At 69.8% G+C, this 26,942-nt stretch carries 30 protein-coding genes; 15 read left to right on the top strand and 15 right to left on the bottom strand.

All coding sequences use genetic code 11. From position 1 onward, the window contains the following. Positions 1–27 precede the first annotated feature (27 nt). A complete protein-coding gene (locus tag QNO12_RS10195) occupies positions 28–966 on the bottom strand; it encodes a hypothetical protein (protein WP_257502360.1) in 939 nt (312 codons plus the stop codon). Further along, the gene (locus tag QNO12_RS10190) at positions 963–2,270 is read right to left on the bottom strand and encodes a winged helix-turn-helix domain-containing protein (RefSeq protein ID WP_257502361.1); all 1,308 of its coding nucleotides are present in this window, start codon (positions 2,268–2,270) and stop codon (positions 963–965) included. The genes QNO12_RS10195 and QNO12_RS10190 overlap by 4 nt, the downstream gene beginning before the upstream one ends. 161 nt (positions 2,271–2,431) lie before the next feature. Here QNO12_RS10190 and QNO12_RS10185 point away from each other — a divergent pair, with 161 nt between their 5' ends. Next, positions 2,432–3,628, top strand: coding sequence for an AI-2E family transporter (locus QNO12_RS10185; RefSeq protein WP_257502362.1), 1,197 nt, complete (start codon positions 2,432–2,434; stop codon positions 3,626–3,628). Further along, positions 3,625–4,851 (top strand): threonine ammonia-lyase, encoded by a 1,227-nt coding sequence (gene ilvA, locus QNO12_RS10180; RefSeq protein ID WP_257502363.1) that lies wholly within the window; start codon positions 3,625–3,627, stop codon positions 4,849–4,851. The genes QNO12_RS10185 and ilvA overlap by 4 nt, the downstream gene beginning before the upstream one ends. A gap of 21 nt (positions 4,852–4,872) precedes the next feature. Here ilvA and greA read toward each other — a convergent pair whose 3' ends face one another. Both greA and QNO12_RS10170 read right to left on the bottom strand, forming a co-directional pair. Then, positions 4,873–5,364 carry a transcription elongation factor GreA gene (gene greA / locus QNO12_RS10175; protein WP_257502364.1) on the bottom strand — a complete coding sequence of 164 codons (492 nt, stop codon included), beginning with the start codon at positions 5,362–5,364 and terminating at the stop codon, positions 4,873–4,875. A gap of 84 nt (positions 5,365–5,448) precedes the next feature. Then, on the bottom strand, positions 5,449–5,841 hold the full coding sequence (locus QNO12_RS10170) for a DUF4307 domain-containing protein (RefSeq protein ID WP_257502365.1): 393 nt from the start codon (positions 5,839–5,841) through the stop codon (positions 5,449–5,451). Between the two features lie 89 nt (positions 5,842–5,930). Here QNO12_RS10170 and QNO12_RS10165 point away from each other — a divergent pair, with 89 nt between their 5' ends. After that, positions 5,931–6,254, top strand: a complete 324-nt coding sequence (locus QNO12_RS10165) for a hypothetical protein (RefSeq protein WP_257502366.1) — start codon at positions 5,931–5,933, stop codon at positions 6,252–6,254. A 32-nt stretch (positions 6,255–6,286) separates the two neighbouring features. Here the strand turns inward: QNO12_RS10165 and trhA are convergent, their stop codons facing one another. After that, positions 6,287–6,976, bottom strand: coding sequence for a PAQR family membrane homeostasis protein TrhA (gene trhA, locus QNO12_RS10160; protein ID WP_257502629.1), 690 nt, complete (start codon positions 6,974–6,976; stop codon positions 6,287–6,289). Positions 6,977–7,106: 130 nt separating this feature from the next. Between trhA and QNO12_RS10155 the strand changes: the two genes are divergently transcribed. The 4 genes from QNO12_RS10155 (at position 7,107) to QNO12_RS10140 (ending at position 11,366) form a co-directional block, all read left to right on the top strand. Next, entirely contained in the window at positions 7,107–7,886 is a 780-nt protein-coding gene (locus QNO12_RS10155) for an isoprenyl transferase (protein WP_257502367.1), read from the top strand. A 52-nt stretch (positions 7,887–7,938) separates the two neighbouring features. Further along, on the top strand, positions 7,939–9,066 hold the full coding sequence (locus QNO12_RS10150; RefSeq protein WP_257502368.1) for an aminotransferase class V-fold PLP-dependent enzyme: 1,128 nt from the start codon (positions 7,939–7,941) through the stop codon (positions 9,064–9,066). A gap of 194 nt (positions 9,067–9,260) precedes the next feature. Further along, a complete protein-coding gene (gene phoH2, locus QNO12_RS10145; RefSeq protein ID WP_257502369.1) occupies positions 9,261–10,616 on the top strand; it encodes an RNA 5'-3' helicase PhoH2 in 1,356 nt (451 codons plus the stop codon). A gap of 150 nt (positions 10,617–10,766) precedes the next feature. After that, positions 10,767–11,366, top strand: coding sequence for a hypothetical protein (locus QNO12_RS10140; RefSeq protein WP_257502370.1), 600 nt, complete (start codon positions 10,767–10,769; stop codon positions 11,364–11,366). Between the two features lie 93 nt (positions 11,367–11,459). Here the strand turns inward: QNO12_RS10140 and QNO12_RS10135 are convergent, their stop codons facing one another. The 7 genes from QNO12_RS10135 to xseA form a co-directional block, all read right to left on the bottom strand. Next, entirely contained in the window at positions 11,460–12,116 is a 657-nt protein-coding gene (locus QNO12_RS10135; protein ID WP_257502371.1) for a response regulator transcription factor, read from the bottom strand. Further along, on the bottom strand, positions 12,113–13,630 hold the full coding sequence (locus tag QNO12_RS10130) for a sensor histidine kinase (protein ID WP_257502372.1): 1,518 nt from the start codon (positions 13,628–13,630) through the stop codon (positions 12,113–12,115). Before QNO12_RS10130 ends, QNO12_RS10135 begins: the two co-directional genes overlap by 4 nt. A gap of 47 nt (positions 13,631–13,677) precedes the next feature. Then, entirely contained in the window at positions 13,678–15,072 is a 1,395-nt protein-coding gene (locus tag QNO12_RS10125; protein ID WP_257502373.1) for a class II fumarate hydratase, read from the bottom strand. 28 nt (positions 15,073–15,100) lie between these two features. Further along, positions 15,101–15,754: a carbonic anhydrase gene (locus tag QNO12_RS10120; protein ID WP_257502374.1), complete on the bottom strand. Its 654-nt coding sequence runs from the start codon at positions 15,752–15,754 to the stop codon at positions 15,101–15,103. Next, complete coding sequence (locus tag QNO12_RS10115) at positions 15,751–16,407, bottom strand: DUF4245 family protein (protein WP_257502375.1); 657 nt, start codon at positions 16,405–16,407, stop codon at positions 15,751–15,753. Before QNO12_RS10115 ends, QNO12_RS10120 begins: the two co-directional genes overlap by 4 nt. A gap of 13 nt (positions 16,408–16,420) precedes the next feature. Beyond that, a complete protein-coding gene (locus QNO12_RS10110) occupies positions 16,421–16,657 on the bottom strand; it encodes an exodeoxyribonuclease VII small subunit (RefSeq protein ID WP_257502376.1) in 237 nt (78 codons plus the stop codon). A gap of 61 nt (positions 16,658–16,718) precedes the next feature. After that, a complete protein-coding gene (gene xseA / locus QNO12_RS10105; protein WP_257502377.1) occupies positions 16,719–17,993 on the bottom strand; it encodes an exodeoxyribonuclease VII large subunit in 1,275 nt (424 codons plus the stop codon). A gap of 115 nt (positions 17,994–18,108) precedes the next feature. On the opposite strand from xseA, the gene QNO12_RS10100 reads away from it, so the two are divergent. From QNO12_RS10100 to QNO12_RS10090, 3 genes are read left to right on the top strand one after another with little or no spacing between them, the layout of a single operon-like run. Further along, the gene (locus QNO12_RS10100; RefSeq protein WP_257502630.1) at positions 18,109–19,149 is read left to right on the top strand and encodes a 4-hydroxy-3-methylbut-2-enyl diphosphate reductase; all 1,041 of its coding nucleotides are present in this window, start codon (positions 18,109–18,111) and stop codon (positions 19,147–19,149) included. After that, the gene (locus QNO12_RS10095; RefSeq protein WP_257502378.1) at positions 19,146–19,739 is read left to right on the top strand and encodes a DUF6264 family protein; all 594 of its coding nucleotides are present in this window, start codon (positions 19,146–19,148) and stop codon (positions 19,737–19,739) included. Before QNO12_RS10100 ends, QNO12_RS10095 begins: the two co-directional genes overlap by 4 nt. Before the next feature lie 49 nt (positions 19,740–19,788). Beyond that, positions 19,789–20,337: an MOSC domain-containing protein gene (locus QNO12_RS10090; protein ID WP_257502379.1), complete on the top strand. Its 549-nt coding sequence runs from the start codon at positions 19,789–19,791 to the stop codon at positions 20,335–20,337. A gap of 21 nt (positions 20,338–20,358) precedes the next feature. Here the strand turns inward: QNO12_RS10090 and fbaA are convergent, their stop codons facing one another. Next, positions 20,359–21,387, bottom strand: coding sequence for a class II fructose-bisphosphate aldolase (gene fbaA / locus QNO12_RS10085; RefSeq protein ID WP_257502380.1), 1,029 nt, complete (start codon positions 21,385–21,387; stop codon positions 20,359–20,361). Between the two features lie 183 nt (positions 21,388–21,570). Here fbaA and glpX point away from each other — a divergent pair, with 183 nt between their 5' ends. After that, positions 21,571–22,560 carry a class II fructose-bisphosphatase gene (gene glpX / locus QNO12_RS10080; protein ID WP_257502381.1) on the top strand — a complete coding sequence of 330 codons (990 nt, stop codon included), beginning with the start codon at positions 21,571–21,573 and terminating at the stop codon, positions 22,558–22,560. A 216-nt stretch (positions 22,561–22,776) separates the two neighbouring features. Then, a complete protein-coding gene (locus QNO12_RS10075) occupies positions 22,777–22,986 on the top strand; it encodes a UDP-N-acetylmuramyl pentapeptide phosphotransferase (protein ID WP_257502382.1) in 210 nt (69 codons plus the stop codon). Between the two features lie 6 nt (positions 22,987–22,992). On the opposite strand, the gene QNO12_RS10070 is transcribed toward QNO12_RS10075, so the two are convergent. After that, complete coding sequence (locus QNO12_RS10070) at positions 22,993–24,327, bottom strand: DNA recombination protein RmuC (RefSeq protein ID WP_257502383.1); 1,335 nt, start codon at positions 24,325–24,327, stop codon at positions 22,993–22,995. Between the two features lie 53 nt (positions 24,328–24,380). Here QNO12_RS10070 and QNO12_RS10065 point away from each other — a divergent pair, with 53 nt between their 5' ends. Continuing rightward, on the top strand, positions 24,381–24,821 hold the full coding sequence (locus tag QNO12_RS10065) for a helix-turn-helix transcriptional regulator (RefSeq protein WP_257502384.1): 441 nt from the start codon (positions 24,381–24,383) through the stop codon (positions 24,819–24,821). A gap of 9 nt (positions 24,822–24,830) precedes the next feature. After that, the gene (locus QNO12_RS10060; RefSeq protein WP_257502385.1) at positions 24,831–25,241 is read left to right on the top strand and encodes a VOC family protein; all 411 of its coding nucleotides are present in this window, start codon (positions 24,831–24,833) and stop codon (positions 25,239–25,241) included. Between the two features lie 17 nt (positions 25,242–25,258). On the opposite strand, the gene QNO12_RS10055 is transcribed toward QNO12_RS10060, so the two are convergent. Next, positions 25,259–25,915, bottom strand: coding sequence for a 3'-5' exonuclease (locus QNO12_RS10055; RefSeq protein ID WP_257502386.1), 657 nt, complete (start codon positions 25,913–25,915; stop codon positions 25,259–25,261). Positions 25,916–26,031: 116 nt separating this feature from the next. On the opposite strand from QNO12_RS10055, the gene QNO12_RS10050 reads away from it, so the two are divergent. Next, the gene (locus QNO12_RS10050) at positions 26,032–26,781 is read left to right on the top strand and encodes a class I SAM-dependent methyltransferase (protein WP_257502387.1); all 750 of its coding nucleotides are present in this window, start codon (positions 26,032–26,034) and stop codon (positions 26,779–26,781) included. Positions 26,782–26,942 lie beyond the last annotated feature (161 nt).

The following is a 26,942-nucleotide window of genomic DNA, read 5'->3' as shown; positions in this document are numbered from 1 at the left end:
CGGAGCGGCGGTGGCAGGCCGAGGCGGTCAGTCCAGTGCGAGCACCATCTCGTCGCCGCGGAAAGTCACCGTCCCACGCAATGACCAGTCGTCCGCGCGATAGGTGAAGCTCGTTGCACCGCCGTCAGAGGTCAGCCCGGTGGCGGTGGCCACCACGACGCCACCGGTTGCGGCGAACGTGCGCTGGTCGGGGGCGAAGGCGAGCACGGGCAGCTGTTCGATCCGGAAGGCGATGGACTCCAGTGTGGCCAGGTCGGCCGCCCAGGGCACCCGCAGGCCGCAGTCGGGGGGCACCGCGGACGCCGGCTGCGTGCACGCGTCCGCGTACGCGTTCAGCTGCGCTTGGCCGGCAGCGGTCGCGTCCGGGGCGATGGATGCGTTGATGCGCACAGCGGCGGGCTCGTCGGTGCTGAGCGCGACGGAGGCTTCGCCGGTCAGGAGTCCGCGGGGCGCGGGGCGAACCGGATACTCGGCGGGCAGCAGCAGGATGGGGCGCGCCGTCGGCGCCAGCGCACCGCCCACCCACGCGGAATCCCCGAGCGGCGTGCCCGCGGCGGACACCACGGTCACCTCGAGAGACGCCAGGTAGTCGCCGGTGAGCTCCCACCGGCCGCCGTCGTCTCGGAGTGCGAAGGACACCTCGCGGCGCTCCCCGGCGATCACGGCCGATGCGCGCACAGTCGTCGCATCGGCGCCGGTCGTGATCTCCTCGACTCGGGTTTCCGAGGCGTACGCGTCGGCGCCGGCGAACGAGTCCATCAGAACCCGCTCGGCGTCCTCGTCCACGTCGTTGCCGCGCATGGCGTCGATCGTCGCGAAATCGCCCCCGGCGAGCGCGGTGAGGTAGCTGCGAGCGGCATCCTCCGCGCTGGGCGGCCGGCTGAGCGACCACCAGGCCAGCGCCCCGGCGATCACCAGCAGGACGGCTGCACCCGCGGCGATCCAGACGGTCGCGGTGCGCTTCACGCCTCCACGCTAGCGCCGGCTCGATCCTCCGGCGCCGGTTCGTCCCGCTCCAGCGGGATCGCCGCCGCGGCACCGGCCTCGTGTCGCCGGGCCTCCGGCATCGCGCCGGCCAGATCATCGGCCGCGTCCCCCCACCGCGAGACCGAGACCGCGTTCAGCCCCTGCCAGCGCGCGGCATCCCGGAGCACGTCGGCGAGGCGGGCGGCGGCATCCGTGGGGTGATCAGGCTCCCACCATGCGGACTGGACCAGCAGGGTCGAGGCGCCGCGGTCGGCCTTCAGGTCCACGCGTCCGACGATGTCATCGTCGATCAGCACAGGCAGCGAGTAGTACCCGTAGCGTCGGCGCGGCGCGGGCGTGTAGATCTCGATGCGGTAGTCGAAGTCGAACAGGCGCTGCGCGCGGTCGCGGAACCAGACCACCGGATCGAACGGGGTCAGGATCGCCGCGGCATCCACCCTCCGCGGCACAGAGGCGCTGCTGTGCATCCATGCTTTGGCGGGTCGCCCCGCAGCCTGCCATCCCTGGACGGTGACCGGCCGCAGTACCCCCGAGTCCTCGAGGTTGCGGATGGCGGACACCACCGCGCCGCGGTCTTTCAGGCGCCAGTAGTCGGCGAGATCGGATGCCGTGGCCACCCCGTACGCTTTCGCGGCGCGCGCGATCAGCTCGGCAATGGCGTGATCACGGGGTACCGGTGCGGCGAGCACCTCGGCGGGCACGACATCCTCGGCCAGACCGTAGCGTCGCTCGAAACCGCGGCGCCCGGCGATGGCCACCTCGCCGAAGAGCCAGAGATACTCCAACGCCCGCTTCACGACATCCCAGTCCCACCACGGTCCGCGCGCCGTCGTTCCGGCATCGTGCTCGATCTGCGCCGGACGAAGGGGTCCGCGATCGGCCAGCTCGGCGCGAACCCAATCCACGATCTCGCGGTGAGTCTGGTACCAGCTGTCCGGCTCGCTGCCGTATTTCGCCCGCAGGTCATCCATCCGAAAGCGGAACAGACCCCAGTCGACGGCGGGGATGAACGACGCGACGTGCGCCCAGTATTCGACGTACGGTGCCCGCCGCGAGAACAGGAGCTTGTCCAGCGCCGCGGTGTCGTAGGGCCCCAGCCGCGAGAACAGCGGCATGTAGTGCGATCGAGCGAAGACGTTGACCGAGTCGATCTGCAGGGTCGCCATCCGCGTGAGGGCGAGATTCAGCTGCCGCGTTCCGGCAACCGTCGGGGCGGGCTGCGCGAAACCCTGAGCGGCCAGGGCGATCCGGCGCGCCTCCGGCAGGCTCAGCGACTCCTTCACGGCGGCAAGCCTAGTGGCTGAGTCCGACACGCCCGCGGCGTGGATCCGGCCGGCGGGGGAGTGGATCTCGATGCGGCCGCTGCGCGGCCTACTCGATCTAGAGTCGAGCCGCCTCAACGCCGCTTCGCGGCATTGACCCGGCTCGACTCTAGACTGGCGGGATGAGCAGTGGCCCCGACAACCAGCCTCGAAGCTCCCTCTTCGATGCACTCCGGGACCGCAATCGGGTGGTCACCTCCGAGTTGTCGGGAACCATTCCGCGCGGGCTTCGGGTTGCGACCGCGTACGCGTGGCGTTTTCTGGTGGTGGCAGCGGCCGTCGGCGTCGCGATCTGGCTCGTCATCCAGCTGAAGCTGCTGGTCATCCCGCTGCTGATCTCCATCCTGGTGACCGCGTTGCTGTGGCCGGCCTTCGCGTGGATGCTGCGACACCGGGTGCCGCGCTGGCTTGCGATCGCGATATCGATCCTCGGCACCCTGGCCATCGTCGCCGGCCTGCTGTGGCTGGTGATCTGGCAGGTGACCCGCGAGTGGTCCTCCGTGCAGACCCGCACGGTCGAGGCCCTCGAGCAGTTCCGTCAGTACCTGATCGATGGGCCGCTGCACCTGACCGCGAGTCAGATCGATGACCTGCTGGGCCAGTCGCTGACGCTTGTGCAGGAGCAGGCGGAACTCCTGCTGTCCGGGGCTCTCGCGCTCGGGACCACGCTCGGTCACGTCGCCGTCGGAGCACTGCTGTCCCTGTTCATCCTGCTGTGCCTGCTCGCCGACGGCGGGGGCATCTGGCGATGGACCACGCGGCTGTTCCCGCAGCGTGCCCGACCCGCCGTGGACGGAGCCGCGCGCGCCGGCTGGGTCATGGTGGTCAACTACTCGCGCACCCAGCTGCTGGTGGCCACCATCGACGCGGTCGGCATCGGGCTCGGCGCCTTCCTGCTGGGGGTTCCGCTGGCGATCCCCGTCGCGGTGCTGGTCTTCCTCGGCGCGTTCGTCCCCATCGTCGGCGCGGTGGTCACCGGTGCCCTGGCGGTGTTCTTGGCGCTGGTGTACAACGGCGCCTGGATCGCGCTGTGGATGCTGGTCGTCGTCCTGGCGGTGCAGCAGATCGAGGGGCACGTCCTGCAGCCGCTGCTCATGGGCTCGGCCGTCAAGGTCCACCCCCTCGCCGTCGTCCTGGTGGTGGCCGGCGGCGCTCTGATCGCCGGCATCCCCGGGGCCCTGTTCGCCGTGCCGCTGGCCGCCTTCGTCAATGTCTTCGCCGTCTACATCACCGGTCGAACGTGGGAGGGCGGCGGGCGGGCGTCCTCGCGCGACCTGATCTGGACGACCGTGCCCCGCCCAAGGAAGGTTCGTTCTTGAGTATCCCGACCCTGGCGGAGTTCGAGGACGCCGCTGCCTTCCTCGACGGCGTGATCACACGCACGCCCATCGACCAGTCGCTGCACCTGTCCGAGCTGATGGGCGTGCCCGTGCATCTCAAGCTGGAGAATCTGCAGCGGACCGGGTCCTTCAAGATCCGTGGGGCGACCTATCGGCTGTCCCGTCTGACCGCCGAGGAGCGCGCGCGCGGGGTCGTGGCAGCGTCGGCGGGCAACCACGCACAGGGCGTCGCGCTGGCGGCGCAGGCTCTGGGCATCGCGGCCACGATCTTCATGCCGCTCGGCGTCCCGGTACCCAAGCTGCTGGCCACCCGCGGGTACGGTGCCGACGTCATCCTGGACGGCGCCACCGTGGAGACCCCGCTGCGCCTGGCAGCGGAGTTCGCCGAACGGACGGGTGCCGTCCTGATCCCGCCGTACGACCATCGCGACATCATCGTCGGTCAGGGCACGCTGGGCCTGGAGCTGTTCGATGCGGTGCCGGATCTGGACACGGTGCTGCTCGGGATCGGCGGAGGAGGCCTCATCGCCGGTGTCGCGGCCGCGGTCAAGGCGCGCGCTGCCGCGGTCGGGCGGACCGTGCGGATCATCGGAGTGCAGGCCGAGAACTCCGCGGCCTACCCGTCCTCGCTCGCAGCCGGGCATCCGCTCCAGGTCGACACGCTGCCGACGATCGCGGACGGGATCGCGGTGGCCCGACCGGGGGACATCCCGTTCGAGATCATCCGCCAGCTCGTGGACGAGGTCGTCACCGTCACCGACGATGACATCGCCCGCGCCCTCCTGGTGCTGCTCGAGCGTGCCAAGCAGGTGGTCGAGCCCGCCGGCGCGGTGGGGGTCGCGGCAATCCTGGCGGGCAAGGTGACACCGACCGGTCCGACCGTGTCGGTGCTGTCCGGCGGCAACATCGACCCCCTGCTGCTGCAGCGGGTCGTCTCACACGGGCTGGCGGCATCAGGTCGCTACATGAGCCTGCGGATCCCGCTGCCGGATCGCCCGGGACAGCTCGCGCGAGTGTCGGAACTGCTCGCGCAGGCCGGGGCCAACGTGATCGAAGTCATGCACACGCGTCACGGTCAGGGACTGCAGATCAGCGAGGTCATCCTGCAGCTGAGCGTGGAGACGCGGGGCGAGGAGCACCGGGCTCACGTCATCGCCGTCCTGTCGGCGGCCGGTTTCAGTCCGGTCGTCGTACCCGACTGAGGTCGGTCCGGCGCGACGGACTCACTGGCCCGAGTACGTCTCGACCTTCACGACCTCGACCGCGATGCTGCGGCCGTTGGGCGCGGTGTACGAGGTCTTCTCGCCCTCCTTGAGTCCGAGGATCGCCGCGCCGAGCGGCGACGCCTCGCTGTAGACATCGAGCTCCGAGTCGACCGCGATCTCGCGGTTGCCCAGCAGGAAGACCTCTTCGCCGCCGGCGACCACGGCCGTGACGACCGTCCCGGGTTCGACCACACCGTTGCTCTCCGGCGCCTCGCTGACGGTGGCCGTCTTGAGCAGGTGCTGAAGCGTGCGGATGCGGGCTTCCTGCTTGCCCTGCTCGTCCTTGGCGGCGTGATAGCCGCCGTTCTCCTTGAGGTCGCCCTCTTCGCGCGCGGACTCGATGCGCTTGGCGATCTCTTCGCGACCCGTCGTCGAGAGTCGCTCGAGTTCGGCGACGAGGCGGTCGTACGCGTCCTGGGTCAGGAACGTCACCGGTGCGTCGTTGGACACGTGTGTCTCCTTCGGTCAGAGGGGCCGGTATGGCAAAACGCCCCGGCTCCGGCCAGGGCGTATGTCAACTTCGGTCGAATCAGACTACGTCACCCAGCAGGCGTTGACCAAACCTGTCGTCGACGGAGCGGTCGTCGGGATCTTCTCGCGGAAAGCGCGTGAGCGCAGCTCGGAGGCCGGGTATTCCACGATCTTCCACCCCACCACGCCGTGCTCCTCGTCCTGCGCCTCCAGCGCGCAGGCGACCGAGCGACCCTCCGGCGCGGTGATCTGGAACGAGATCTCGACCGCATGCGGATCCAGCACGGTGAAGCCGGTGGCGTCCGCGCGCACATCATCGAGGGTGCCGGCCACCGTCATCCACGCGAACAGCCCGACCAGAATGACGGCGATCGCGGCGACGATGCCGATGGTCCACGACCTGCGAGGTGATCGCGTGCGCCCGTAGCGCTCGTCGAGCATGTCCTGCGTGGTCATGGGGCCCTGTCGAAAGAATGGTGCGTCGCCGTGAAGATTAGGCTGGAGTCTCCAGGCTATGCGCTCTCGCGCGGAACGAGGACACACCCATGCTGAATGCGTTCACCGCCCTCGCCTCCGGGGCCACGCCGACGCCCGAGCCGACCGTGGACCCTGCGCTCGTCACCCCCGGGCCGTGGGGTTTCGTCGTGATCGCGCTGCTCGCGTTCGCGGTGGTGGCGCTCATCTGGGACATGATGCGGCGCATCCGCCGGGGCCGGGTGCGCGCCGACATCAATGCCGAGTTGGATGCCGAGGAGCAGGCCGCTGCGGCGGTCCGCGCCACCGACGTCGACGACCAGGACGTCGACTTCGGCGCACCGGGGGAGGACCCCGGCCAAGGACCGTCGAGCCCGAAGCCGCCGCACGCCTGAGTCGCCGTCACGGTGGTGGACTCCGGCCGCAATCAGCCGTGGTAGGCCGGTGCCAGTGCGATCAGCAGGCAGGCGGTCCAGTGGCAGAGGAAGGCCAGCACCGTGCAGAGGTGGAAGATCTCGTGGAAGCCGAAGTGCCCTGGCCACGGATTCGGGCGTTTGAGCGCGTAGACGACCGCCCCGCCGGTGTACAACACGCCGCCCGCCAGGACCAGCGTCATCATGGTCGAATTGGCCTGGAACAGGTCGATCATGTACATCACCGCCGCCCAGCCGAGCACCAGGTACAGGGCCACGTACAGCCACCGGGGGGCGTCGATCCAGAAGACCCGGAACAGGATGCCGACGATCGCCCCGCCCCACACCAGCGACAGCAGGATGATCGCCTTGTCCGTGGGCAGCGCGAGGACGGCGATCGGCGTGTACGTGCCGGCGATCAGCAGCAGGATGTTGGCGTGATCGATCCGCTTGAGGACGGCCTTGGTCCTGGGGCCCCAGTCGAAGCGGTGGTACAGCGCCGAATTGCCGAACAGCAGCAACGACGTCACCATGAACACGGCGCACGCCCACTTCGCCGGCGCACCCTGCGCGAGGACGATCAGGAGGATGCCGGCGACGATCGCGACGGGGAACGTCGCCGCGTGGATCCAGCCGCGCCACGTCGGACGGATCTCCATCGTCGCGTCGACCTCGGCCGCCTCCAGAAGGGGGAGCTGCGGCATGTCAGCGCCCTCGTCCGCCGGTTCGATCACGCCGGCGTCGGATCTTGTGCTTCGGGCCACATTCCGAGCCTACGCGGCGCCGCATGCCCCGCTGGGCACGTGCGCGGCACGCGGCAGGTAGCGTAGGCGTGTGACCGCGTCGAGCGAAGGCAGAGGGCCTCTCTACCGGCTGTACATCAATCGTCTGCGTCGACAGCTTGCCGCCGCCCCCGTTCCCCGGCACGTGGCCATGATGATCGACGGCAACCGCCGCTGGGCGCGGCAGCTCGGCTACGACTCCGCCGCGCACGGCCACCGCGCGGGCGCCGCGAAGATGCGCGACTTCTTGAAATGGTGCGACGACGTCGGCGTCCAGGTGGTCTCGCTGTATCTGCTCTCCACCGACAACCTGAGCAAGCGGGACAGCCAGGAACTCGCCGACCTGATCGAGATCATCGCGGAACTGGCGGACGGGCTCTCTCACGAGCGGGACTGGCGCGTGCAGCACGTGGGCCGGTCGCAGGTTCTGCCGCCGGATCTGGCGAGGGTGCTCGCCACAGCCGAGGAGCGGACGAAGGATCACACCGGTCTGCATGTCAACCTGGCGGTGGGCTACGGCGGGCGCGGCGAGATCGTGGACGCCGTCCGCAGCATCATCGCCAAGCACGACGAGGACGGCGGGTCGCTGGAGCAACTCGCCGCCAGCCTGACCCCTGAGCAGATCGGCGAGCACCTGTACACGGGCGGCCAGCCCGACCCCGACCTCGTGATCCGCACGTCCGGCGAGCAGCGCTTGAGCGACTTCCTGCTGTGGCAGTCCGCGCACAGCGAGTTCTACTTCGTCGAAGCTCTCGGGCCGGACCTGCGGGAAGTCGACTTTCTCCGGGCGATCCGCGACTACGCGACGCGGGATCGGCGCTACGGCAGCTGACCGGAGGCGTCCCGGTGCCAGCGGCAGCGTCCGCACGTGGCAGAATGTGACGGTGACGGTGACGGACCTGGAATCTTTCGTGGCCTCGTTCGACGCCGAACCCGGTTATCTGGACTGGGCCGCGTACGGGCCGCTGTCGCCGGCGGTGCGCGACGAGGTCCGAGCCGATGCCGAGCTGCTCGGCTCGGGTCGACGCGCCGGCTTCGATCTGGTCGGCGAGCACCTGCTGCAGGCACGAGAGCTGGCCGCGGGGCTGCTCGCTGCGGACGCGGAGCAGGTCGTGCTCCAACCGTCCACCACGCACGGTCTGATGCACGCCATCTACGGGCTCTCCGGTGCGCTGATGCTCTCGCGAGCGGAGTTCCCGAGCCTCACCGTCACCGCCACGCGGGCCGCGGACGCGCTCGGCTTGCTCGACCTGCAGTGGCTTGAGCCGGCCGACGGGTTCGTCACGCCCGATCTCGTCCGCGACGCGCTCACCGACGACACGCGCGCTCTGGCGGTGAGCCTGGTCGACTTCCGCACCGGTTACCGCACCGACCTCACCGCGCTGCGCGAGGTGCTCGGCGACCGGCTCCTCATCGTCGACGCGATGCAGGGTTTCGGCGCCGTCGATGCGGACTACGCGGCCGCCGACGTGGTCTGCGTCAACGGCTACAAGTGGCTGCGAGCCGGCCGCGGCGCCTCGTTCGCCTGGTACGGCGAACGGGCACTCGAACGGATCACCCCCGTCCTGTCCGGCTGGGCCGGAGTGGACGGCGACCTGCCGCTGGACATCGTGCCTCAGCCTGCGGCATCCGCCCAGGCGTTCGCGGTGAGCAGACCCGACGCGCTCGCGGCATCGCGGCTGGCGACCGCGCTGCGTCACGTCAGCGGCGTGGGCATCGCACGCATCGACGCAGAGCTGTCCGAGCGCGCCGCCGACGTCATCTTCTTCGCCGACCGCTACGACATCCCGGTCGTCACGCCGCGCGATCCGCAGCGTCGCGCTGGCATCGTCACCCTCGCACCCGCACCGCAGGATGTCGGTCCGCTGGCGGCGTCCCTGGCCAACCACGGCATCACCGTCACCGTCCGCTCCGGCCAGATCCGCGTCTCGCCGCACGTCGGCACCGGTGCGGACACACTCCGCCTGTTCGGTGACGCGCTGGCTGCGTTCTCGTCCGCTCGGGCGTGGTGAGCACTCCCCGGCCACACGGAATTCATCCGGCCGCAACATCGCGCAGCGTGTCGGTGACGGGACTGTCGTTTCGCCGGTCGTAGCGTTCAGTCATCGGGCAAGGTGCCCGGTCGGGTCGGCCTCACGGATCGCGACTCGTGACCCCTGGTCGACTCGTGACTGCCGGGTGATCCCACCCGGGTCGGGAGTGGGTTGTGACCACACGAGCACCAGAGCAGCAGCACCGTCAGGATTTCGACGAGGTCGGCGAGCAGTCGGAAGACCTGCGCACGTACGTCCTGGACACCTCCGTGCTCTTGAGCGATCCGCGGGCGTTCTTCCGCTTCGCCGAGCACGATGTCGTGATTCCGGTCGTGGTGGTCACCGAACTCGAGGGCAAGCGGCACGACCCGGAGATCGGGTACTTCGCGCGACAGGCGCTCCGACACCTGGACGAACTGCGCGTGGAGCACGGCAGGCTCGACTTCCCCGTCCCGGTGGGCGAAGACGGCACGCTGCGCGTCGAACTGAACAACACCGACGCCGGTGTGCTGCCCTCCGGCATGCGGCTGGGCGACAACGACAGTCGCATACTCGCCGTCGCCATGCATCTGGCCCAGGACGGGCAGCAGGTCACGATCGTGTCCAAGGACCTGCCCATGCGTGTGAAAGCCGCCTCACTCGGGATCACCGCCGAGGAGTATCTGGCCGAGCAGGCGGTGGACTCCGGGTGGACCGGAATCGCCACCATCGACGTCACCGGGGACGACATCAGCGACCTGTACGAGAGCGAGATCGCATCGGGCGACGAGGTACGCGGCCTTCCGGTCAACACCGGTCTGATCATCCACTCCGAACGCGGCTCCGCGCTGGGCCGTGTCACGGGCGAGGGCCAGTACCGCCTCGTGCGCGGCGACCGGGACGTGTTCGGGTTGCATGGGCGTTCGGCCGAGCAGCGCATCGCGATCGACCTGCTGCTGGATCCCGACGTGGGGATCGTGTCGCTGGGCGGCCGGGCCGGAACCGGCAAGTCCGCGCTCGCACTGTGCGCGGGACTGGAATCGGTCCTGGAGCGCCAGCAGCAACGCAAGATCATCGTGTTCCGCCCCCTGTACGCCGTCGGCGGTCAGGAACTCGGGTACCTGCCGGGTGATCAGGGGGAGAAGATGAACCCGTGGGGTCAGGCCGTGTTCGACACCCTGGGGTCGGTGGTCTCCGGCAACGTCGTCGAAGAGGTCATCCAGCGCGGCCTGCTCGAGGTCATGCCGCTGACGCACATCCGCGGACGTTCGCTGCACGATTCCTTCGTGATCGTCGATGAGGCGCAATCGCTCGAGCGCAACGTGCTCCTGACGGTTCTGAGCCGGATGGGTCAGAACTCGCGGGTCGTGCTGACGCACGATGTCGGCCAGCGCGACAACCTGCGCGTGGGCCGCCACGACGGCGTCGCGTCGGTGATCGAAACGCTCAAGGGCCACGACCTGTTCGGGCACGTCACGCTCGTCCGCTCGGAGCGCTCCGCCATCGCCGCTCTGGTCACCGACCTGCTCGAGGCCGGGGAACTGGCCTGACGCGCTGACCGAGACTCTCCTGTGCGGGGCCGGGACCCCACGTCCCGACCCCGCACATGAGAAGAGTCTCATGCGTATCTCCTCTTCTGCTCATCACGGTCTGACACCATGGATAGTGCGCGAGAACCGCGCGCGAACAGAGGATGGCACGTGGACGGTCTGACGCGTCTTGCGATCGGTGGCATGGCCACGGTCGCTGCGAGCGTTGCCGTGGTGTGCCTGGTGGCCATCAGTACCACGGTCGCCCTCGCCGATTCCGCCGGCGCCCCCATCGGCGCCCGTCCGGTCATCGTGCCCCTGCCCGCGGCTGTGCCGACGCCGGCACCCAGCGCGTCCACGGCGGCGCCGGTGGTGACGCTGCCCGCCGAGCCGGAGACGGTTCCTGCGCCGGACCCCCAGGAGGTCGCGGCCCCCGTGATTCCGCAGACACCCGCGGGCGAGCCTTCCGCGCAGCTGGAGGCCGAACTGGCCGCAGCAGTGGCGGCATCCGGATCGTGGGATGCCGTGCGCGCCTGGGCGGAGCAGCGGGGATGGACGCCCGCACGCACCGAGGCGTGGATCGCGCAGCTCACGATCAGGCTCGAGAACGAGCGCGGAACCGCACCGGATCGTCACGACCGTCCGGAGCCGCGCGTCGGCACTCGCCCGGACCCACAGATTCCCGCCCGATCGGGTAACCCGTCCGGAGACGACCTTTCTGGGTCGATGTCCGGATTGAAGAGAGAGCAATCGCGCGTTCCCCCAGGCTGACGCGATTGCCTGGTCGGCTTCCCCCAAGCCGGTCTCTCCTCCCAGCCCCCGGTGTCCCCCAACACCGGGGGCTTCTTCGTCCCGGAGGGGGAGTCACTCCCAACGGTAGCCGGCGCCGCGCACCGTGACGATGTGGGCCGCGCCGAGCTTGCCCCGCAGGTATCGCACGTACACGTCCACGACGTTGGAGCCGGGGTCGAAATCCAGGCCCCACACGCTGCTGAGCAGCTGCTCACGGCTGAGCACGCGGCCGGGGCTGCGCAGGAACTGCTCCGCCAGCGCGAACTCCCGCGCAGACAGCTCGACCTCGCGGTCCCCGACCGTGGCACGGCGCGACAGGATGTCCAGCGCGACGTCGCCGTGCGAGACGGCCACGCCGACGCTGGTCGTGCTCTCGCGCAGACGTGAGCGGACCCGTGCGAGCAACTCCTCGAACGGGAACGGTTTGGACACGTAGTCGTTCGCTCCGGCATCCAATCCCTCGACCGTGTCGCGGGTGCTGGAGCGGGCCGTCAGCATGATCACCGGAACGTTGGAGCCCTGCGCGCGCATCTGACGGAGGACTTCGAAACCGTCCATCGTGGGCAGGCCGACATCCAGAAGCACCAGGTCGATATCGTCGCCGAGGCCGCGCTCGAGCGCCTCTGCGCCGTCCTCGACGATCACCGTGATGTAGCCGGCCGCTTCCAGACCACGACTGACGAAATCGGCGATCCGCGGCTCGTCTTCGACGATGAGGATCTTCGTCATCCTGCCGCCTCCCTCTGCAGAACCACATCTCCGGCGCGGATCGGCGCCGGCAGCTCGCTCGTGGGCAGCGGAAGGGAGATCGTGAAGGTCGCGCCGCCGCCGGGAGTGTCCGTGACCGTGCAGAGCCCGCCATGTCCCTTCGCGATCGCGTCGACGATGGCCAGTCCGAGGCCGGAGCCGCCCACCGACCGTTTGCCGTGGGCCCGATCGAAACGGCGGAAGATGCGGTGGCGCAGCGCGGGCGGGATGCCGGGGCCGTGGTCGGTGACCCACAGCTGAGCACCGGACTGGTCCAGCCGACTGCCCAGCTGGATGGCGGAGCCGGTCGGGGTGTATTTCGCCGCGTTGTCTGCCAGCTGCAGCCATGCCTGCAGAAGACGATCCTCGTCGCCGTGGATGTGCCCCTCGGCCCGCGCCTCCACGCTCCACTCGTGGTCGGGGATGACGGAGACCAGCTCCCCGATGCGGGCGGTGAGGGCGGCCAGATCCACATCGGTCATGGTGAAACCGTCGCCCTCGACGGTGGCGAGCAGATCGATGTCATCGACCAGCCGCGTCAGCCGGTCCAGCTCGGCCATGCTGATCTGGCGGGTGCTGGCGACGTCGGCCGCGTCACCGGGGTTCATCAGCTCGAGGTGCCCTCGCACGATCGTGATGGGTGTCTTCAGCTCGTGGCGCACGTCGTCCAGCAGCTGGCGCTGCACGTCGACCGAGCCTTCCAGCCGGTCCAGCATGGAGTTGACGGTGCGGGTGAGGTCGGAGATGTCGTCGTTGCCCTGGGGCGACAGCCGCGCGGACAGGTCATCGAGCGTCACCGCGTCGGCCGCATCCCGCAGATCGCGGATCGGGGAGAGCAGGCGGCCCGCGACGAACCAGCCGACGACCCCGATCGCGATGAGCACGGCGACAGCCGCGATCGAATACGTCGTGATCGCCGCCGTCACCGGCGCCAGCTCGGCTCCGAGGTCCACGGCGCGGACGTAGATGCCGGTCTCCGCGTCGCCTGCCATCGTCACCGGGATCGCGATGTACCGCAGTGATCCCTGGTCGGTGGCGACGGTGCCGATGACCGTCTCGCCCTCGCGTTCGATGTCGTCGATCACCCGCTGGATCAGCTGGTCGTTCGTGGAGATGTCGAAGCCCGACAGGGTCGACGGCCGGAAGCGCGCCTTGCCATCCACGATCGCCACCGCGCCCTCGTTGCGGGCGGGGACCAGGCGCGCGACGGCCGCGTGCAGATACTCCTCGACCGATGTGAAGGCGTCGATATCGAGTGGCTCGCTGGCCGTCGCGGTGCCCGAGCCGCCGGCATCCGCTGCGCCCGCATCGTCATCGGCGACCGTATGCAGTCGGGCCACCTGCGCGGTGAGGCGGTCTTGGACCTCCGCCAGCACCCGCTCGCGCTGCACCATGAACGTCACACTGCCCACGACGGCCAGGCCGACGCAGGCGACAGCGAGGATCGCACCCAGAATCCGAGTGCGGGCCGAAAGCGGTCGGGTCGCGCGAGCCACCCCCCGATTATCGCGCTGAAGCGACACCAGCGGGGGTCTTCGGCTGATCAGCCCGGGTGGGTCATCGAGAGCAGGTCGAGCTTGTCGTCCAGCTGCTGCAGGGTCAGCTCACCGCGATCGACATAGCCCAGCTCGATGACGGCCTCACGCACCGTGATGCCCTTCGCCACGGAATGCTTGGCGATCTTCGCGGCGGCCTCGTAGCCGATCAGCTTGTTGAGCGGGGTCACGATCGACGGGGACATGCCCGCGTACGCGGCGGCGCGCTCCACATTGGCTTCGAGCCCGTCAATCGTCTTGTCCGCGAGCACCCGCATGGTGTTGGCGAGCAGGCGGATGGACTCCAGCAGGGCGGTGCCCATCACCGGGATCGCGACATTCAGCTCGAACGATCCGGAGGCGCCGGCCCACGCCACCGTGGCGTCGTTTCCGATCACGCGCGCGCAGACCATCAACGCCGCCTCGGGGACCACCGGGTTGACCTTGCCGGGCATGATCGAGGAGCCCGGCTGCAGATCCGGGATGTGCAGCTCGCCCAGGCCGGTGTTCGGTCCCGAACCCATCCAGCGGATGTCGTTGTTGATCTTGGTCAGCGAGACGGCGATCGTGCGCAGCGCGCCGGATGCCTCGACCAGGCCGTCACGGTTGGCCTGCGCCTCGAAGTGATCCTTCGCCTCCGTGATGGGCAGTTCCGTGTCGGCCACGATGAGCTCGATCACGCGCTGCGGAAAGCCGAGCGGGGTGTTGATGCCGGTCCCTACGGCGGTGCCGCCCAGCGGCACCTCTGCGACGCGGGGGAGGACGGACTGGACGCGTTCGATCCCGAGACGCATCTGGCGTGCGTATCCGCCGAACTCCTGACCGAGCGTGACCGGGGTCGCGTCCATCAGGTGGGTGCGCCCGGACTTCACGACATCGCTCCAGGCCGCGGCCTTCGTCTCGAACGCGACCGCGAGGTGGTCCAGGGCGGGGATCAGGTCATCGATCAGCTCCTGCGTCACCGCCAGGTGCACCGACGTCGGGAAGACGTCGTTGGAGGACTGCGACGCGTTCACGTGATCGTTGGGGTGCACGGGCGAACCGAGGTCGCCGGTGGCGAGGGTGGCCAGCACCTCGTTCATGTTCATGTTCGAGGACGTGCCGCTGCCGGTCTGGTACACGTCGATCGGGAACTGGTCGGCGTACTCGCCCGCGATGATGCGGTCCGCCGCGCGTGCGATCGCGTCGGCGATGGTCGGGTCGAGGGTGCCCAGCTCCTTGTTGGCCAGCGCCGCCGCCTTCTTGATCCGGGCGAGCGCGACGATCTGCGCCGGGTCGAGCGCGTCTCCGGAGATCGGGAAGTTCTCGACGGCACGCTGCGTCTGTGCCGCATACAGGGCATCCTTGGGCACGCGCACTTCGCCCATGGTGTCGTGCTCGATGCGGTACTCGATGTCGGTCACGTCGTCGTTCCTCCAGATCGGACTGTGTTCAGGCCTCGTCGGCGACGATGCCCATGGTGATGGAAGGCACGGCGGTGCCCTCGGCCAGACGGTAGTTCGCGCCGACGATGGCCAGCCGTCCGTCGGCGACGGCCTCGCTGATCAGTTCGGACGAATGCAGCAGCTCGGCCACCGTGTCGCGCAGATGCTCACGGCCGACCAGTTCGGCGTCGAGTGGCCCTGCGAACCCGGGTTGGCGTTCGCGCGCGTCACGCTGGACGCGACGAACAGCCGGGACGATCGGTGCGATCTGACGCCAGATCCGCGGTGGCAGCGCAGGAGCATCCGCGTCGACGCTGTGGATCGCGGCATCCACCGCTCCGCACTCGTCGTGACCGAGCACGACGATCAGGGGCACGTGCAGCACGGCGACGGCATACTCCAGGCTGCCGACCACCGAGTCGGAGATGACCTGCCCGGCGTTGCGCACGACGAACAGGTCGCCGAGTCCCTTGTCGAAGATGATCTCGGCCGACAGCCGGGAGTCGGAACAGCCGAAGAGGGCGGCGCGGGGGCGCTGGCCGGCGGCCAGCTCGGTGCGTCGCTCGACGTCCTGCCGTGGGTGGCGCGGCTCCCCGGCCACGAAGCGCTCGTTGCCGCGCTGCATTTCCTGCCAGGCCTTCAGCGGCGTGGGATCGCTCACGACGCGTCCTTTCCGGCGGTGTCTGCGCGGAGGGCGCGGATCTGGTCGGCGACGGAGGCGGCGGCCAGTTCGAGATGCTCGTCGTCGGTCGAGCCGTAGATCAGGATGGTGTCCTCGCCGGCCTGGGTGCTCAGCGCGGCGGAGATGTTGCCCGCACGGGCGGGGTCGGGAATACGGTACCGGTCCCACTCGATGCCTTCGATCGACACCGTCGAGTCGACCGATGCTCCGCTCAGAACGCGCGTGGGCCACGCCGGGTCGGCGTCGAATCCCTGGGCGACGCGCAGGAAGCCGGACGCCTCGTCGGGCACATAGACGATCGTCCAGGCCGCCGTGGAATCACCCTCGATGGACGCGCGGTTCACGAGCCATCCCTCGGGCACGTCGGGCACGATCACGCTGCGGCCCTCGGACGATTCGATGTTCTGCGCGATCGCCGCGACGTCGATGGGTCGCGGCGGAGGCAGCTCGCCGCGGGGAACGGCGAAGATGATGACCGCGACCACGGCGAGCGTGGCGAGCAGGGCGGCGATCAGATTACGGGTGTTCTGGCTCGCCCGGTACACGCGGGATGACTCCGCTTTGCGGGCGGCTGCCTCGTCGGGGGTCTCCGGGCGCCCGAGCTCGGCGACGACTTTCGGATCGTGGGCCATCAGCTGCGCCCCATCAGGCGTCCGCGTTCTCGACGGGGCCGGATCGAGCGGCCTCCAGCCGCCGCTTCGCGCCGAGGAGCCACTCTTCGCAGCGTGCGGCGAGCGCCTCACCGCGCTCCCACAGCGCCAGGGAGTGCTCGAGGGTCGGAGCGCCCTGCTCGAGCTCGGCGACCACGCGCACCAGTTCGTCGCGGGCCTGCTCGAACGTGAGGCTCGCGACGTCGGCGATGCCTTCGCTCGGTGCGTTCATGCTTCCATCCTAGAGTCGGGCCGGGGGAGTGCTCGCGGGTGCGGTTCGGTGCCGCGGCGGGTCAGGGCTCCTCGACGGGACCCTCCGAACGAGCGGCGAACGAGCCGCGCCCCACCGTGACCACCACCTGGGCGCCCGGCTGGGCCTGTGCCGAGTCACGGACGATCACACCGTCGGTGAGGTGTGCGATCGCGTAGCCGCGGGCGAGCGTGGACGCCGGCGACAGCGTGCGCAGCGCCGCGCGCAACTCGGCGGCCCGGCGCGCCTGCGCCTCCAGCCGTCGCTCGACCGTGTCACGCCCGCGGCCCGCCAGCAGCCACAGGTGCTGGGAGCGGGCGTCGATCATCGATTCCGGAGAGCGCAGCACCGGGCGGGAGCGCAGCTGCTCCAGCTGCGCGATGTCATGGCCGACGCGCTGCGACAGCCGCATGGTCAACCGGGAGCGCAGCTGGGCGACGGCGGCGCGCTGCTCGACGACATCCGGAACGATGCGCTTGGCGGCATCCGTCGGCGTGCTCGCGCGCAGGTCGGCGACGTCATCCAGCAGCGGGTGATCGTTCTCGTGGCCGATCGCGCTGACGACGGGCGTGGATGCCGCGGCCACCGCCCGCAGCAGGCGCTCGTCACTGAACCCGAGCAGGTGCTGCGGGTCGCCGCCCCCGCGCGCGATGACGATGACATCGACGGCGGGATCGGCATCCAGGGCCTTCAGCGCGCCGATCGTCTCGGGAACGCACCGGTCGCCCTGCACCGCGGCGTACGCCATGCGGAAGCGCACCTGCGGCCAGCGCATCTCCGCGTTGTGACGGACGTCCTTCTCGGCGTCGGACTTCTCGCCGGTGATGAGCCCGATGACATGGGGAAGGAACGGGATGGGCTTCTTGCGGGCGGGGTCGAAGAGCCCTTCGGTGCGCAGCGTCGCCCGGAGCCGCTCCAGCTTCTCGAGCTGATCGCCGAGGCCGACGTGCCGCATGGAGGACACCGAGAAGCTGAAGTCCCCGGTCTTGGAGAAGTAGTCCGCCTTGACGCACGCGACGACGTGATCGCCGACGGCCAGGTCGGCGGGCAGTCGCTGACGGGTGCTGGACCAGATGCGGAACGAGATGGTGGCATCCGTCGCGAGATCCTTCATGCGCCCGAACACGTTGCCGGTGCGGACGTTCCACGAGGTGATCTCGCCCTCGACCCAGACCGAACCCCAGGTTTCGATAAACCCGCGAATCGTGTCGTTCAGGCGTGCGACGGAGGTGGGCGCATCGGCCGTGGACTCCCGCGGACGCACCGAGTCGGGCGGCGGGGGCTCACCGGGGATCGGCGCAGCCTGGAACGTCGTCATCCGGACCTTTCGTGTTCGGGTGGTGCGGTCTGCTCGGCGGGTCAGTCCCGGGCGCACGGCCGTCCCCCAGGGGGCATCCCCGTAGACTCGAGGCGTGAGCACCCCGCTTGTCCGCATGCCCGTCCCCCGCGTTCCGCGGCGGCGCGAGCGCCTCCAGGATATCCCCGTCCCCGGACACAAGAGGGTCCTGCTCGCCGCCCCCCGCGGATACTGCGCCGGGGTGGACCGCGCCGTCATCGCGGTCGAGAAGGCGCTGGAGCGCTTCGGAGCGCCGGTGTACGTGCGCAAGCAGATCGTCCACAACATCCACGTGGTGACCGAGCTCGAGGCGGCCGGCGCGATCTTCGTCGACGAGGTCGATGAGGTCCCCGAGGGCGCGCACGTCGTCTTCAGCGCACACGGCGTCTCACCGGCGGTGGTGGCCGCGGCATCCGACCGTCAGCTCCAGGCGATCGACGCGACCTGCCCCCTGGTGACCAAGGTCCATCGCGAGGCCGTGAGATTCGCCCGCGACGACTTCGAGATCCTCCTGATCGGCCACGAGGGCCACGAGGAGGTCGAGGGCACCGCCGGAGAGGCTCCCGATCACGTCACCATCGTCAACTCGCCGGACCACGCCGACACGGTTCTGGTGCGTGACCCGTCGAAGGTCGTGTGGCTTTCGCAGACCACGCTCTCGGTCGACGAGACGATGGAGACGGTGCGGCGACTTCGCGTGCGCTTCCCGCAGCTGCAGGATCCGCCCTCGGATGACATCTGCTACGCCACCCAGAACCGTCAGGTCGCGATCAAGAAGGTCGCCGCGGACGCCGACCTGGTGATCGTCGTCGGCTCGGCGAACTCTTCCAACAGTGTGCGTCTGGTCGAAGTGGCCCTCGAATACGGTGCGAAAGCCGCCTACCGCGTGGACTACGCCGACGAGGTCAAACAGGAGTGGCTGGAGGGCGCGGAGACCGTGGGCGTCACCAGCGGCGCGTCGGTGCCCGAGGTGCTGGTGCAGGAAGTCCTCGCCGACCTCTCCGACGCCGGCTACCGCGACGTGCGGGAGATCAGGACGGCCGAAGAGGACCTGCTGTTCTCCCTCCCGAAGGAACTGCGCCAGGACGCCGACGGGCGCCGCGACGCGCGCGCCCTCGGGGGGCGGGTCAGCGCATGAGCGGACCCGACGATCGGCCCGGCACGCACGGCGCCCCGGACGTGCGCCCGCGACCGCAGTATGGCGAGTACGCGACCCCGGAGGAGCAGCGCGCGCGGATCCAGCGGCCCGACATGACGCAGCTTCTGGATGCCGGGCAGGACCCGGATGCCGTCACGGCGGTTCCCGCAGGCGCTGCGGTGGCGCCTGCGGCGAAGGCCGGGGCGCCGGTTCGGCGTGGCCGGTTCGCCGACCTCGTCGCCACGACCGCGCTGCTGGTCTACGGGCTGGTCAACGTGGTCAGCGGCATCCCCGGAATGATCGACTACGAGTCGTACGTCGGCACGGTCTTCGGCCTGCTCGGCGTCGATGCCGAGCTTGCCGACCCGGCCGCCGGACGCCCCTGGGGCCTGGCCGCTGCGCTGATCCTGGCCATCGGCTGGCTGGCGACCGCGTACCTGTCCTGGCGCAGCCTGAGGCGGGGCCGGATCACCTGGTGGATCCCGCTGGTCGCGGGGATCGTCTTCACATTCGTCAGCGGCACCCTGCTGATGGTGCCGATCGTCTCGGACCCCACCGTGTGGAACGCCATCCTCGATACCGCGCGCTGAGCGCCCGCGGCGTGAGCCGCGATGACGCAGTCGCCGTTAGGATGACCGGATGCCTCGCCTCGTCGCCGTCTGCGTCGTCCACCAGCTGCGCCCCGACCCGGGGAACGGCGTCACGGCGATCGACAAACGCCCCGTGGACGGGCGCGTCCGGGTCGGTCGCTACGGTGTGCGCGCCGACGTGCAGGCCGACCGCAAGCACCATGGCGGGCTGGACAAGGCGCTCTACGCCTACGCCGAGGAAGACGCCGCCTTCTGGGCGGACGAGCTGGGCAGGGACCTGCCGCCCGGCTTCTTCGGAGAGAACCTGCGCACCGAAGGCATCGACGTGAACGACGCCCGCATCGGCGAGGTGTGGCGTATCGGGGACACCGTCACGGCCGAGGTGACCATGCCGCGCACGCCGTGCCAGACCTTCGCGCGCTGGGTCGGTGGCGCCGACCAGCGCGGGTGGGTCAAGCGGTTCTCTGCCGAGCGTCGCCTCGGCCCGTACCTTCGTGTGCTCCGCAACGGCTTCGTCCAAGCCGGAGATCCCATCGAGGTGATCTCGCGGCCGAACGGCGCGCCGGGACTGCTCGACCAGTACCGCGACCCCGCGTAGGGGCCACGGGGCGGCCGCAGGTCAGGACTGGGACTTGCCGGCGGAGCCGAGCTGCTGCGTGGCCTGCACGACGCGTACCGCCATCGCCGACTCTGCGACCTTGCCCCACGCGCGCGGGTCGTAGGCCTTCTTGTTGCCCACCGAGCCGTCGACCTTGAGCACGCCGTCGTAGTTGCTGAACATGTAGCCGGCGACCGCGCGGGTGAACGCGTACTGCGTGTCCGTGTCGATGTTCATCTTGATCACGCCGTTGGCGACCGCTAGCGCGATCTCCTCGTCGGTCGATCCGCTGCCGCCGTGGAATACGAGATCCAGCGGCTTGGGGCCGGTGCCGAATTTCGCCGCGATCCCCTCCTGGATCTCGCCGAGCAGCTCCGGGCGGAGCTTGACGTTGCCGGGGGCGTAGACGCCGTGCACGTTGCCGAAGGTGAGCGCGGCGATCCACCGGCCCTGGTCGCCCAGACCGAGGGCTTCCACCGCCTTCGTGACGTCCGCGACCGTCGTGTACAGCGCCTCGTTGGAGCCTTCGTGCTGAACGCCGTCCTCCTCGCCGCCGACAACGCCGATCTCGACCTCGAGGATCGCGCGAATCGCCTTCATGCGGGGGAGGAGCTCCTTGGCGATCTCGACGTTCTCGGCCAGTGGCACCGCGGATCCGTCCCACATGTGCGACTGGAAGATCGGGTTGCCGCCGTCGGCGACGACCTTCTCGGACTCGGCGATCAGGGGCAGGACGAAGTCCTCCAGCGCCGGCTTGGGGCAGTGATCGGTGTGCAGTGCCACCGTGATCGGGTAGCTCTTGGCCGCCTCGTGAACGAATCGGGCGAATGCCAGTGCGCCGGTGGCGCGGGCCTTGACGGTGTGGCCGGCGAAGTAGTCCGCGCCACCCGTGGTCACCTGGATGATGCCGTCGGAGCCGGCTTCGGTCAGTCCCTGCAGGACCGCGTTCACGGTCTGCGAGCTCGAGACGTTGAACGCCGGGTAGGCGAATCCGCCGGCCTTCGCGCGGTCCAGCATCTGGGCGTACTGTTCTGGGGTGGCGACGGGCATGACAGCTCCTTGCTCGTGTGCGGGGGTACCCCGTCACTCTACCGAGCGGGTGTGCGCTGCTGGGGGGATGCGGCTCCGGCCGGAACCGCGGTCGCATGCCACCAGCGCAAGAAACGCGATTCCTTCACGCCGTCGGCGCCGACTCGCCCGGTCACGGGGCGGCCTGCTGGTTAGGCTGAGGACATGGTGAGCCTTACCGCCGACATGAGTCCGCTGCATCCCGACCGCAACCTCGCGCTGGAGCTGGTGCGCGCCACCGAGGCGGCCGCGATCCGCGCCGTGCCCTTCATCGGGCGGGGTGACAAACTGGCGGCCGACGGCGCCGCGGTCGACGCGATGCGCGCGTTCCTCACGACGGTGAACTTCGACGGCACGATCGTCATCGGCGAAGGCGAGAAGGACGAAGCGCCGATGCTCTTCAACGGCGAGAAAGTCGGCAACGGCCGCGGTCCGCAGTGCGACGTGGCGGTGGATCCCATCGACGGCACGTCCCTGACCGCCGCCGGCCGGCAGAACGCACTCTCGGTGATCGCCGTGTCCGACCGGGGCACGATGCTCGATGCCTCCACGGTGTTCTACATGGACAAGCTGGTCACCGGACCCGCCGGCGTGGGCGTGGTCGACATCCGCCTTCCGATCGGCGAGAACATCCGGCTGCTGTCCAAGGCGCTCGGCAAGCCCGTGGACGAGATGGTCGTGTCCGTGCTGAACCGACCACGCCACGAGCAGCTGATCGCCGACATCCGCGCGGCCGGCGCCGGCACCCGCCTGATGTCCGACGGCGACGTCGCAGGCGGCATCAACGCCGCCCGGCACAACGCCCGCACCGACATGTGCGTCGGCGTCGGCGGCAGCCCCGAGGGCATCGTCACGGCCTGCGCCATCAAGGCGCTCGGCGGGCACATCCAGGGGATCCTCTGGCCGCGCCACGACGACGAGAAGCAGAAGGGCGCCGACCACGGACTGAAGACCGACGGCTACGTGTACGAAGCGGACGAGCTCGTCACCGGCAGGAACACGATCTTCGTCGCCACCGGGGTCACCGACGGTCAGCTCGTCGCGGGCGTTCGCCGCGAGGGGGATTACGTCTACAGCGAAAGCGTGGTGCTGCGCGGCACCTCCGGCACTCTGCGCCGCATCGTCTCGGAGCACCTCACCTCGAAGTGGCTGTAACGCCGGCATCCCGGCGGCTGCCGGGAGTCCCCGCTCGCTGACCACCGCTGGCACGCCGCGGTGGCGTCCGCGGCGCATCGTGTGACGGATGGGTCTGCTGTGACCGTTGTGACGGATGTGACGTACTCGTGATCCTGGGACCGCGGAACTCTGGCAGAATCGAACAGGTGTGTCGATGAGGACGCGGTTGTGTACTCAGACACTAGGGAGTTGACGATGTCAGCACAGGTTGGCGGTCCCAAGCCCCAGACGGGCGCCATCGCCGTCGTAGCGAACGCCACCGATCCGGCCCGGCGGCCCGACGTACTCTTCCGCGTGCGTCGCGACGAGGACCATCAGGTCTCGGCGTGGTGGATGGTGGGCGCCTTCGTCGCCGTGTCCGCCGCGGCGATCGCGCTCCTGAGCTTCGTGCCCGGCGGCGCCTGAGCCGACTCAGTCCGCGAAGGGCGTGATGCGTTCGCGCACGTCGCCGAGGTCGGCACTGAGCTCAGCCGCAAGAAGCGACGCGTCGGATGCCGGCTCTCGAACGTCGTCGGGGGCCAGCGTGCCGTCCAGCAGCTCCGGCGCCCGCAGGCGCCGTGGTGACTTCTCGACCAGCGCCGGCACTGCCAGCCCGTCGAGTTTCGTCTGATCGATGCCGGGGAAGCGCCGCGCGGTGACCAGTACCCGCGATTCGAGCGAGCCCGCGAACCGGTTGTAACTGTCGACGGTCCGTTCGATGGCCCTGCGCAGGTCGTCGGCGTGCCCGGCGAGCTTGCCCAGCCGCTCGTACAGCTCGTTGCCGAGCACGAACAGCGCACGCGCCTCCTGCGACACGTCCTGCTGCGTCCAGGTGAAGGCGACCGTCTTCAGCACCGCCCACAGGTTCACCGGCGAAGCCAGCGCCACGCGTTTGCCGAACGCGTAGTCCAGCAGGGAGGGGTCCTCTTCCAGGGCGGCGGCCAGGAGGGACTCGCTCGGAACGAAGCACACCACGAACTCCGGGCTCGAGGCCAGGCCTGCCCAGTACGCCTTCTTCGCCAGCGCGTCCACGTGTCCGCGCAGCGCCTTGACGTGCTTGTCGAGCAGCGACTTGCGCCGCGCGGCTTCTGCGCCGACCGCGGTGAACGGGATCGCACTGGCCTCGAGATAGGCATCGAGCGGGACTTTGGCATCGACGGCGATCGCCTTGTCGCCCGGAAGCCGGATCACCATGTCGGGGCGGCCGGCACCGGCATCCGAGGTGATGGAGGTCTGGGTGTCGAAATCCACATAGCGGGTCAGGCCGGCAGCTTCGACCACGCGCCGCAGCTGCGTCTCGCCCCACACGCCGCGCGTGGTGCCGGAGCGCAGGGCGCTGGCCAGCGACTCGGTGGTGGCGCGCAGCGCTTCGTCGGACTGCTGCGCGCGCCGCAACTGCTCGGCCAGCGAACCGAACTGCGCGGAACGGTCGCGCTCGAGGTCATCGACCTTCGTCTGCATGGACTGCAGCGTCTCGTGCACCGGCGCCAGCGCCCGCAGCACCGCCTGCTCGCGACGTTCCCGCTCCTCCCGCGATGCCTGATCCGCGCGGGCCTGTGCGGCCAGCTCGCGATACAGGAGATGCTGGTGCTCCAGCTGCGCCTGCACGCCCTGCCGGGTGGCGTCGCTGGCGGCGAGCCGGGCGCGCAGGTCCGCGCTCGCGATCGCGGCACGTGCCGCGCCGCGCGCCCCGCCCGCGAACCAGCCGGCGAGCACACCTGCGGCGAGGCATCCGATCACGAGGACGGAGACGGTGAATGCATCCATCTGTCCAGAATGCCCTGGACATCCGACATCCCCCCGGTGCTAGCGTGACAAGCATGACTCCGCAGGAGCTTGAGAATCTGGCTCACCTGCGCCGTGCACGAGACCTGATCGACCGCGAGTACGCGCGACCGCTGGATGTGCCCACCATGGCGGCGAAGGCGCTGATGTCGCCCGCGCACTTCTCCCGACAGTTCCGCGCGGCATACGGAGAGACGCCGTACAGCTATCTGATGACCCGGCGCATCGAACGCGCCATGGCGCTGCTGCGGGGCGGCGCCAGCGTCACCGACGCGTGCATGGCCGTCGGCTGCACCTCGCTCGGCTCATTCAGCTCGCGCTTCGCCGAGATCGTCGGGATGAGCCCGTCGCAGTACCGCAGACGCGGGCACGACGCGGTGCGGGCCATGCCCTCGTGCGTGGCCAAGACCCGCACGCGACCGGATCGGCACGCATCGAGCAGAAACCAAGAAGTCCGTCGGCGCCGCGCGGCGTAGCGTCGCGGCATGACCATCGCACTCCAATTCACCAACGTCACCGTCAACGACGTCGATGAGGCCATCGGCTTCTATCGCGACGCCCTCGGACTCGACGTGCAGAACGACGTGTCCTCCGGAAACCATCGCTGGGTCACTCTCGGCACTCCGGCGCAGCCCGGACTGGGCATCGTCCTGTCCGATCCGCACGCCGGCCGATCCCAGGCCGACGGGGACGCGATGCAGGAGCTGCTCACCAAGGGTGTGCTGCCGATGCTCGTGTTCAGCACGGACGACCTCGACGCCACGTTCGAAAAGGTCCGCGCGTCCGGCGCCGAGGTGATGCAGGAGCCCATGGACATGGGCTGGGGGCAGCGGGACTGCGCGTTCCGCGATCCCTCCGGCAACATGGTCCGCATCGCCCAGGCCAGCAGCACCTGACGCTGGCGCCGTGCAGATCAGGCGACGGCGCCGACCAACGGGACCGTGGCTGCGGTCGGCTCGACCAGCGGCAGCTCCGGCTGAGGCGCAGCCGCTGCCGGCTCCGGCATGAAGATCCGCGACGTGCGCACTCCGGCCGCATCGGCCAGTGCGGTGATGTCCACCGCGCCGACGCGCCGGGCAGCGTCGATCATGATGTGCGCGCAGGCGAGCGCGTCCGCGGTCGCATCGTGATGCGCGAAGTCCAGGAACCCGGCCGCCGCGGCGACCGAGGGCAGGCGGTAGGAATCCAGCTCGTAGAGCTTGCGCGCCACCTGCAGGCTGCACACGTAGCGGTACGGCGGGTACGCGTCGCCGGTCGCCTCGCACGCACGGCGGAGCACCATCATGTCGAAGCCGGCATTGTGGGCGACCAGGACGTCCGCGCCGGCGAATGCGGCGAGATCGTCCAGTTGCTCGCTCCAGGTCTTCGCGCCCACGACATCCTCCGCGCGGAGGCCGTGGATGCGCGTGTTGAGCTCGAAGAACCGGTCGTGGCCCGGTGGCGGCTGGATCAGCCACCCGGCCGTGGCGACCACGACGCCGTCACGCACGCGGGCCAGACCCACAGCGCACGCGGAGGCATTGCTGGAGTTCGCCGTTTCGAAGTCGATTGCGGTGAAGTCCAGGGGCACGCATCCAGCGTCGCGGCGGGCGGGCGCCGGAGGCCGGAGGCGCGCCGCGGACCCCACGGATGCAGACCGCCGGTCGGTGCGCACGAGTTTCCGGTGGACCGGATTAGGGTTCTGGCATGGCCAGCAACGAAGAGATGTCGACCTGCTTCGGGTCCGCAGCCGGGACGTACGAAACCGGTCGCCCCGACTACCCGATCCAGGCAGTGGATTGGATGCTTCAGCCCGTCGTGGGCGGCGAGCGCAGCATCCGCGTCGCCGATGTCGGTGCCGGGACAGGCAAGCTGACGCGCTCGGTCGTCGAGCTGGGCGCAGAGGTCGTCGCCATCGACCCGGACCCGAAGATGCTCACGGTGCTCCGCGAGCACGTGCACGGCGTCCCGACCTTCGTCGGCACCGCCGAGAACCTGCCGGTGCCGGACGCGAGTCTGGACGCCGTGCTGCTCGGTCAGGCGTGGCACTGGGTCGACCCCGATGCCGGCGCAGCCGAAGCGGCGCGGGTGCTGCGCTCGGGAGGCGTGCTCGGACTGATCTGGAACATCCGCGACGACTCCGTGGACTGGGTGCGCCGCATGACCGCGATCATGCACGGAAGCCGCGCGGAGCAGATGCTCGGGCAGGGTGTTCCACCCGTGGCGGAGCCGTTCGGTGAGGTGGAGGACGCTCAGTGGCGGTGGTCGCGAGCGATGACCCGGGAGTCGCTGCTGGCGATGGCGCGCTCGCGGAGCTACCTCATCACCGCAGCGCCCGACGAGCGCGCCCGCGTCGAAGCCGGCCTGCACGAGCTGTTCGACGAGCTCGGTGCGGTCGGCGATGCGGTCGTGCAGCTGCCCTACGTCACGCGCGCGTACCGCGCGCTGCGGCCCTGAGACGGCGTTACGCTGACCGCCGCGTCGACCGGATTCGGACATCGGCGCGGGATTCGGACGGAGCCGGCGCGTAGATCCGAATCCGGGGCGCACATCCGAGCCCCGGCCGGGGCCGGCCCGGTCGGGGGCGGCCGGGGCGGCCCCCGACCGCCTCAACGTAG

The organism is Microbacterium sp. zg-B185 (genome assembly GCF_030246885.1).
Taxonomy (GTDB): domain Bacteria; phylum Actinomycetota; class Actinomycetes; order Actinomycetales; family Microbacteriaceae; genus Microbacterium.
The sequence above is the reverse complement of the archived record's forward strand: the minus strand, read 5'-3'. Positions and strand labels throughout refer to the sequence as shown.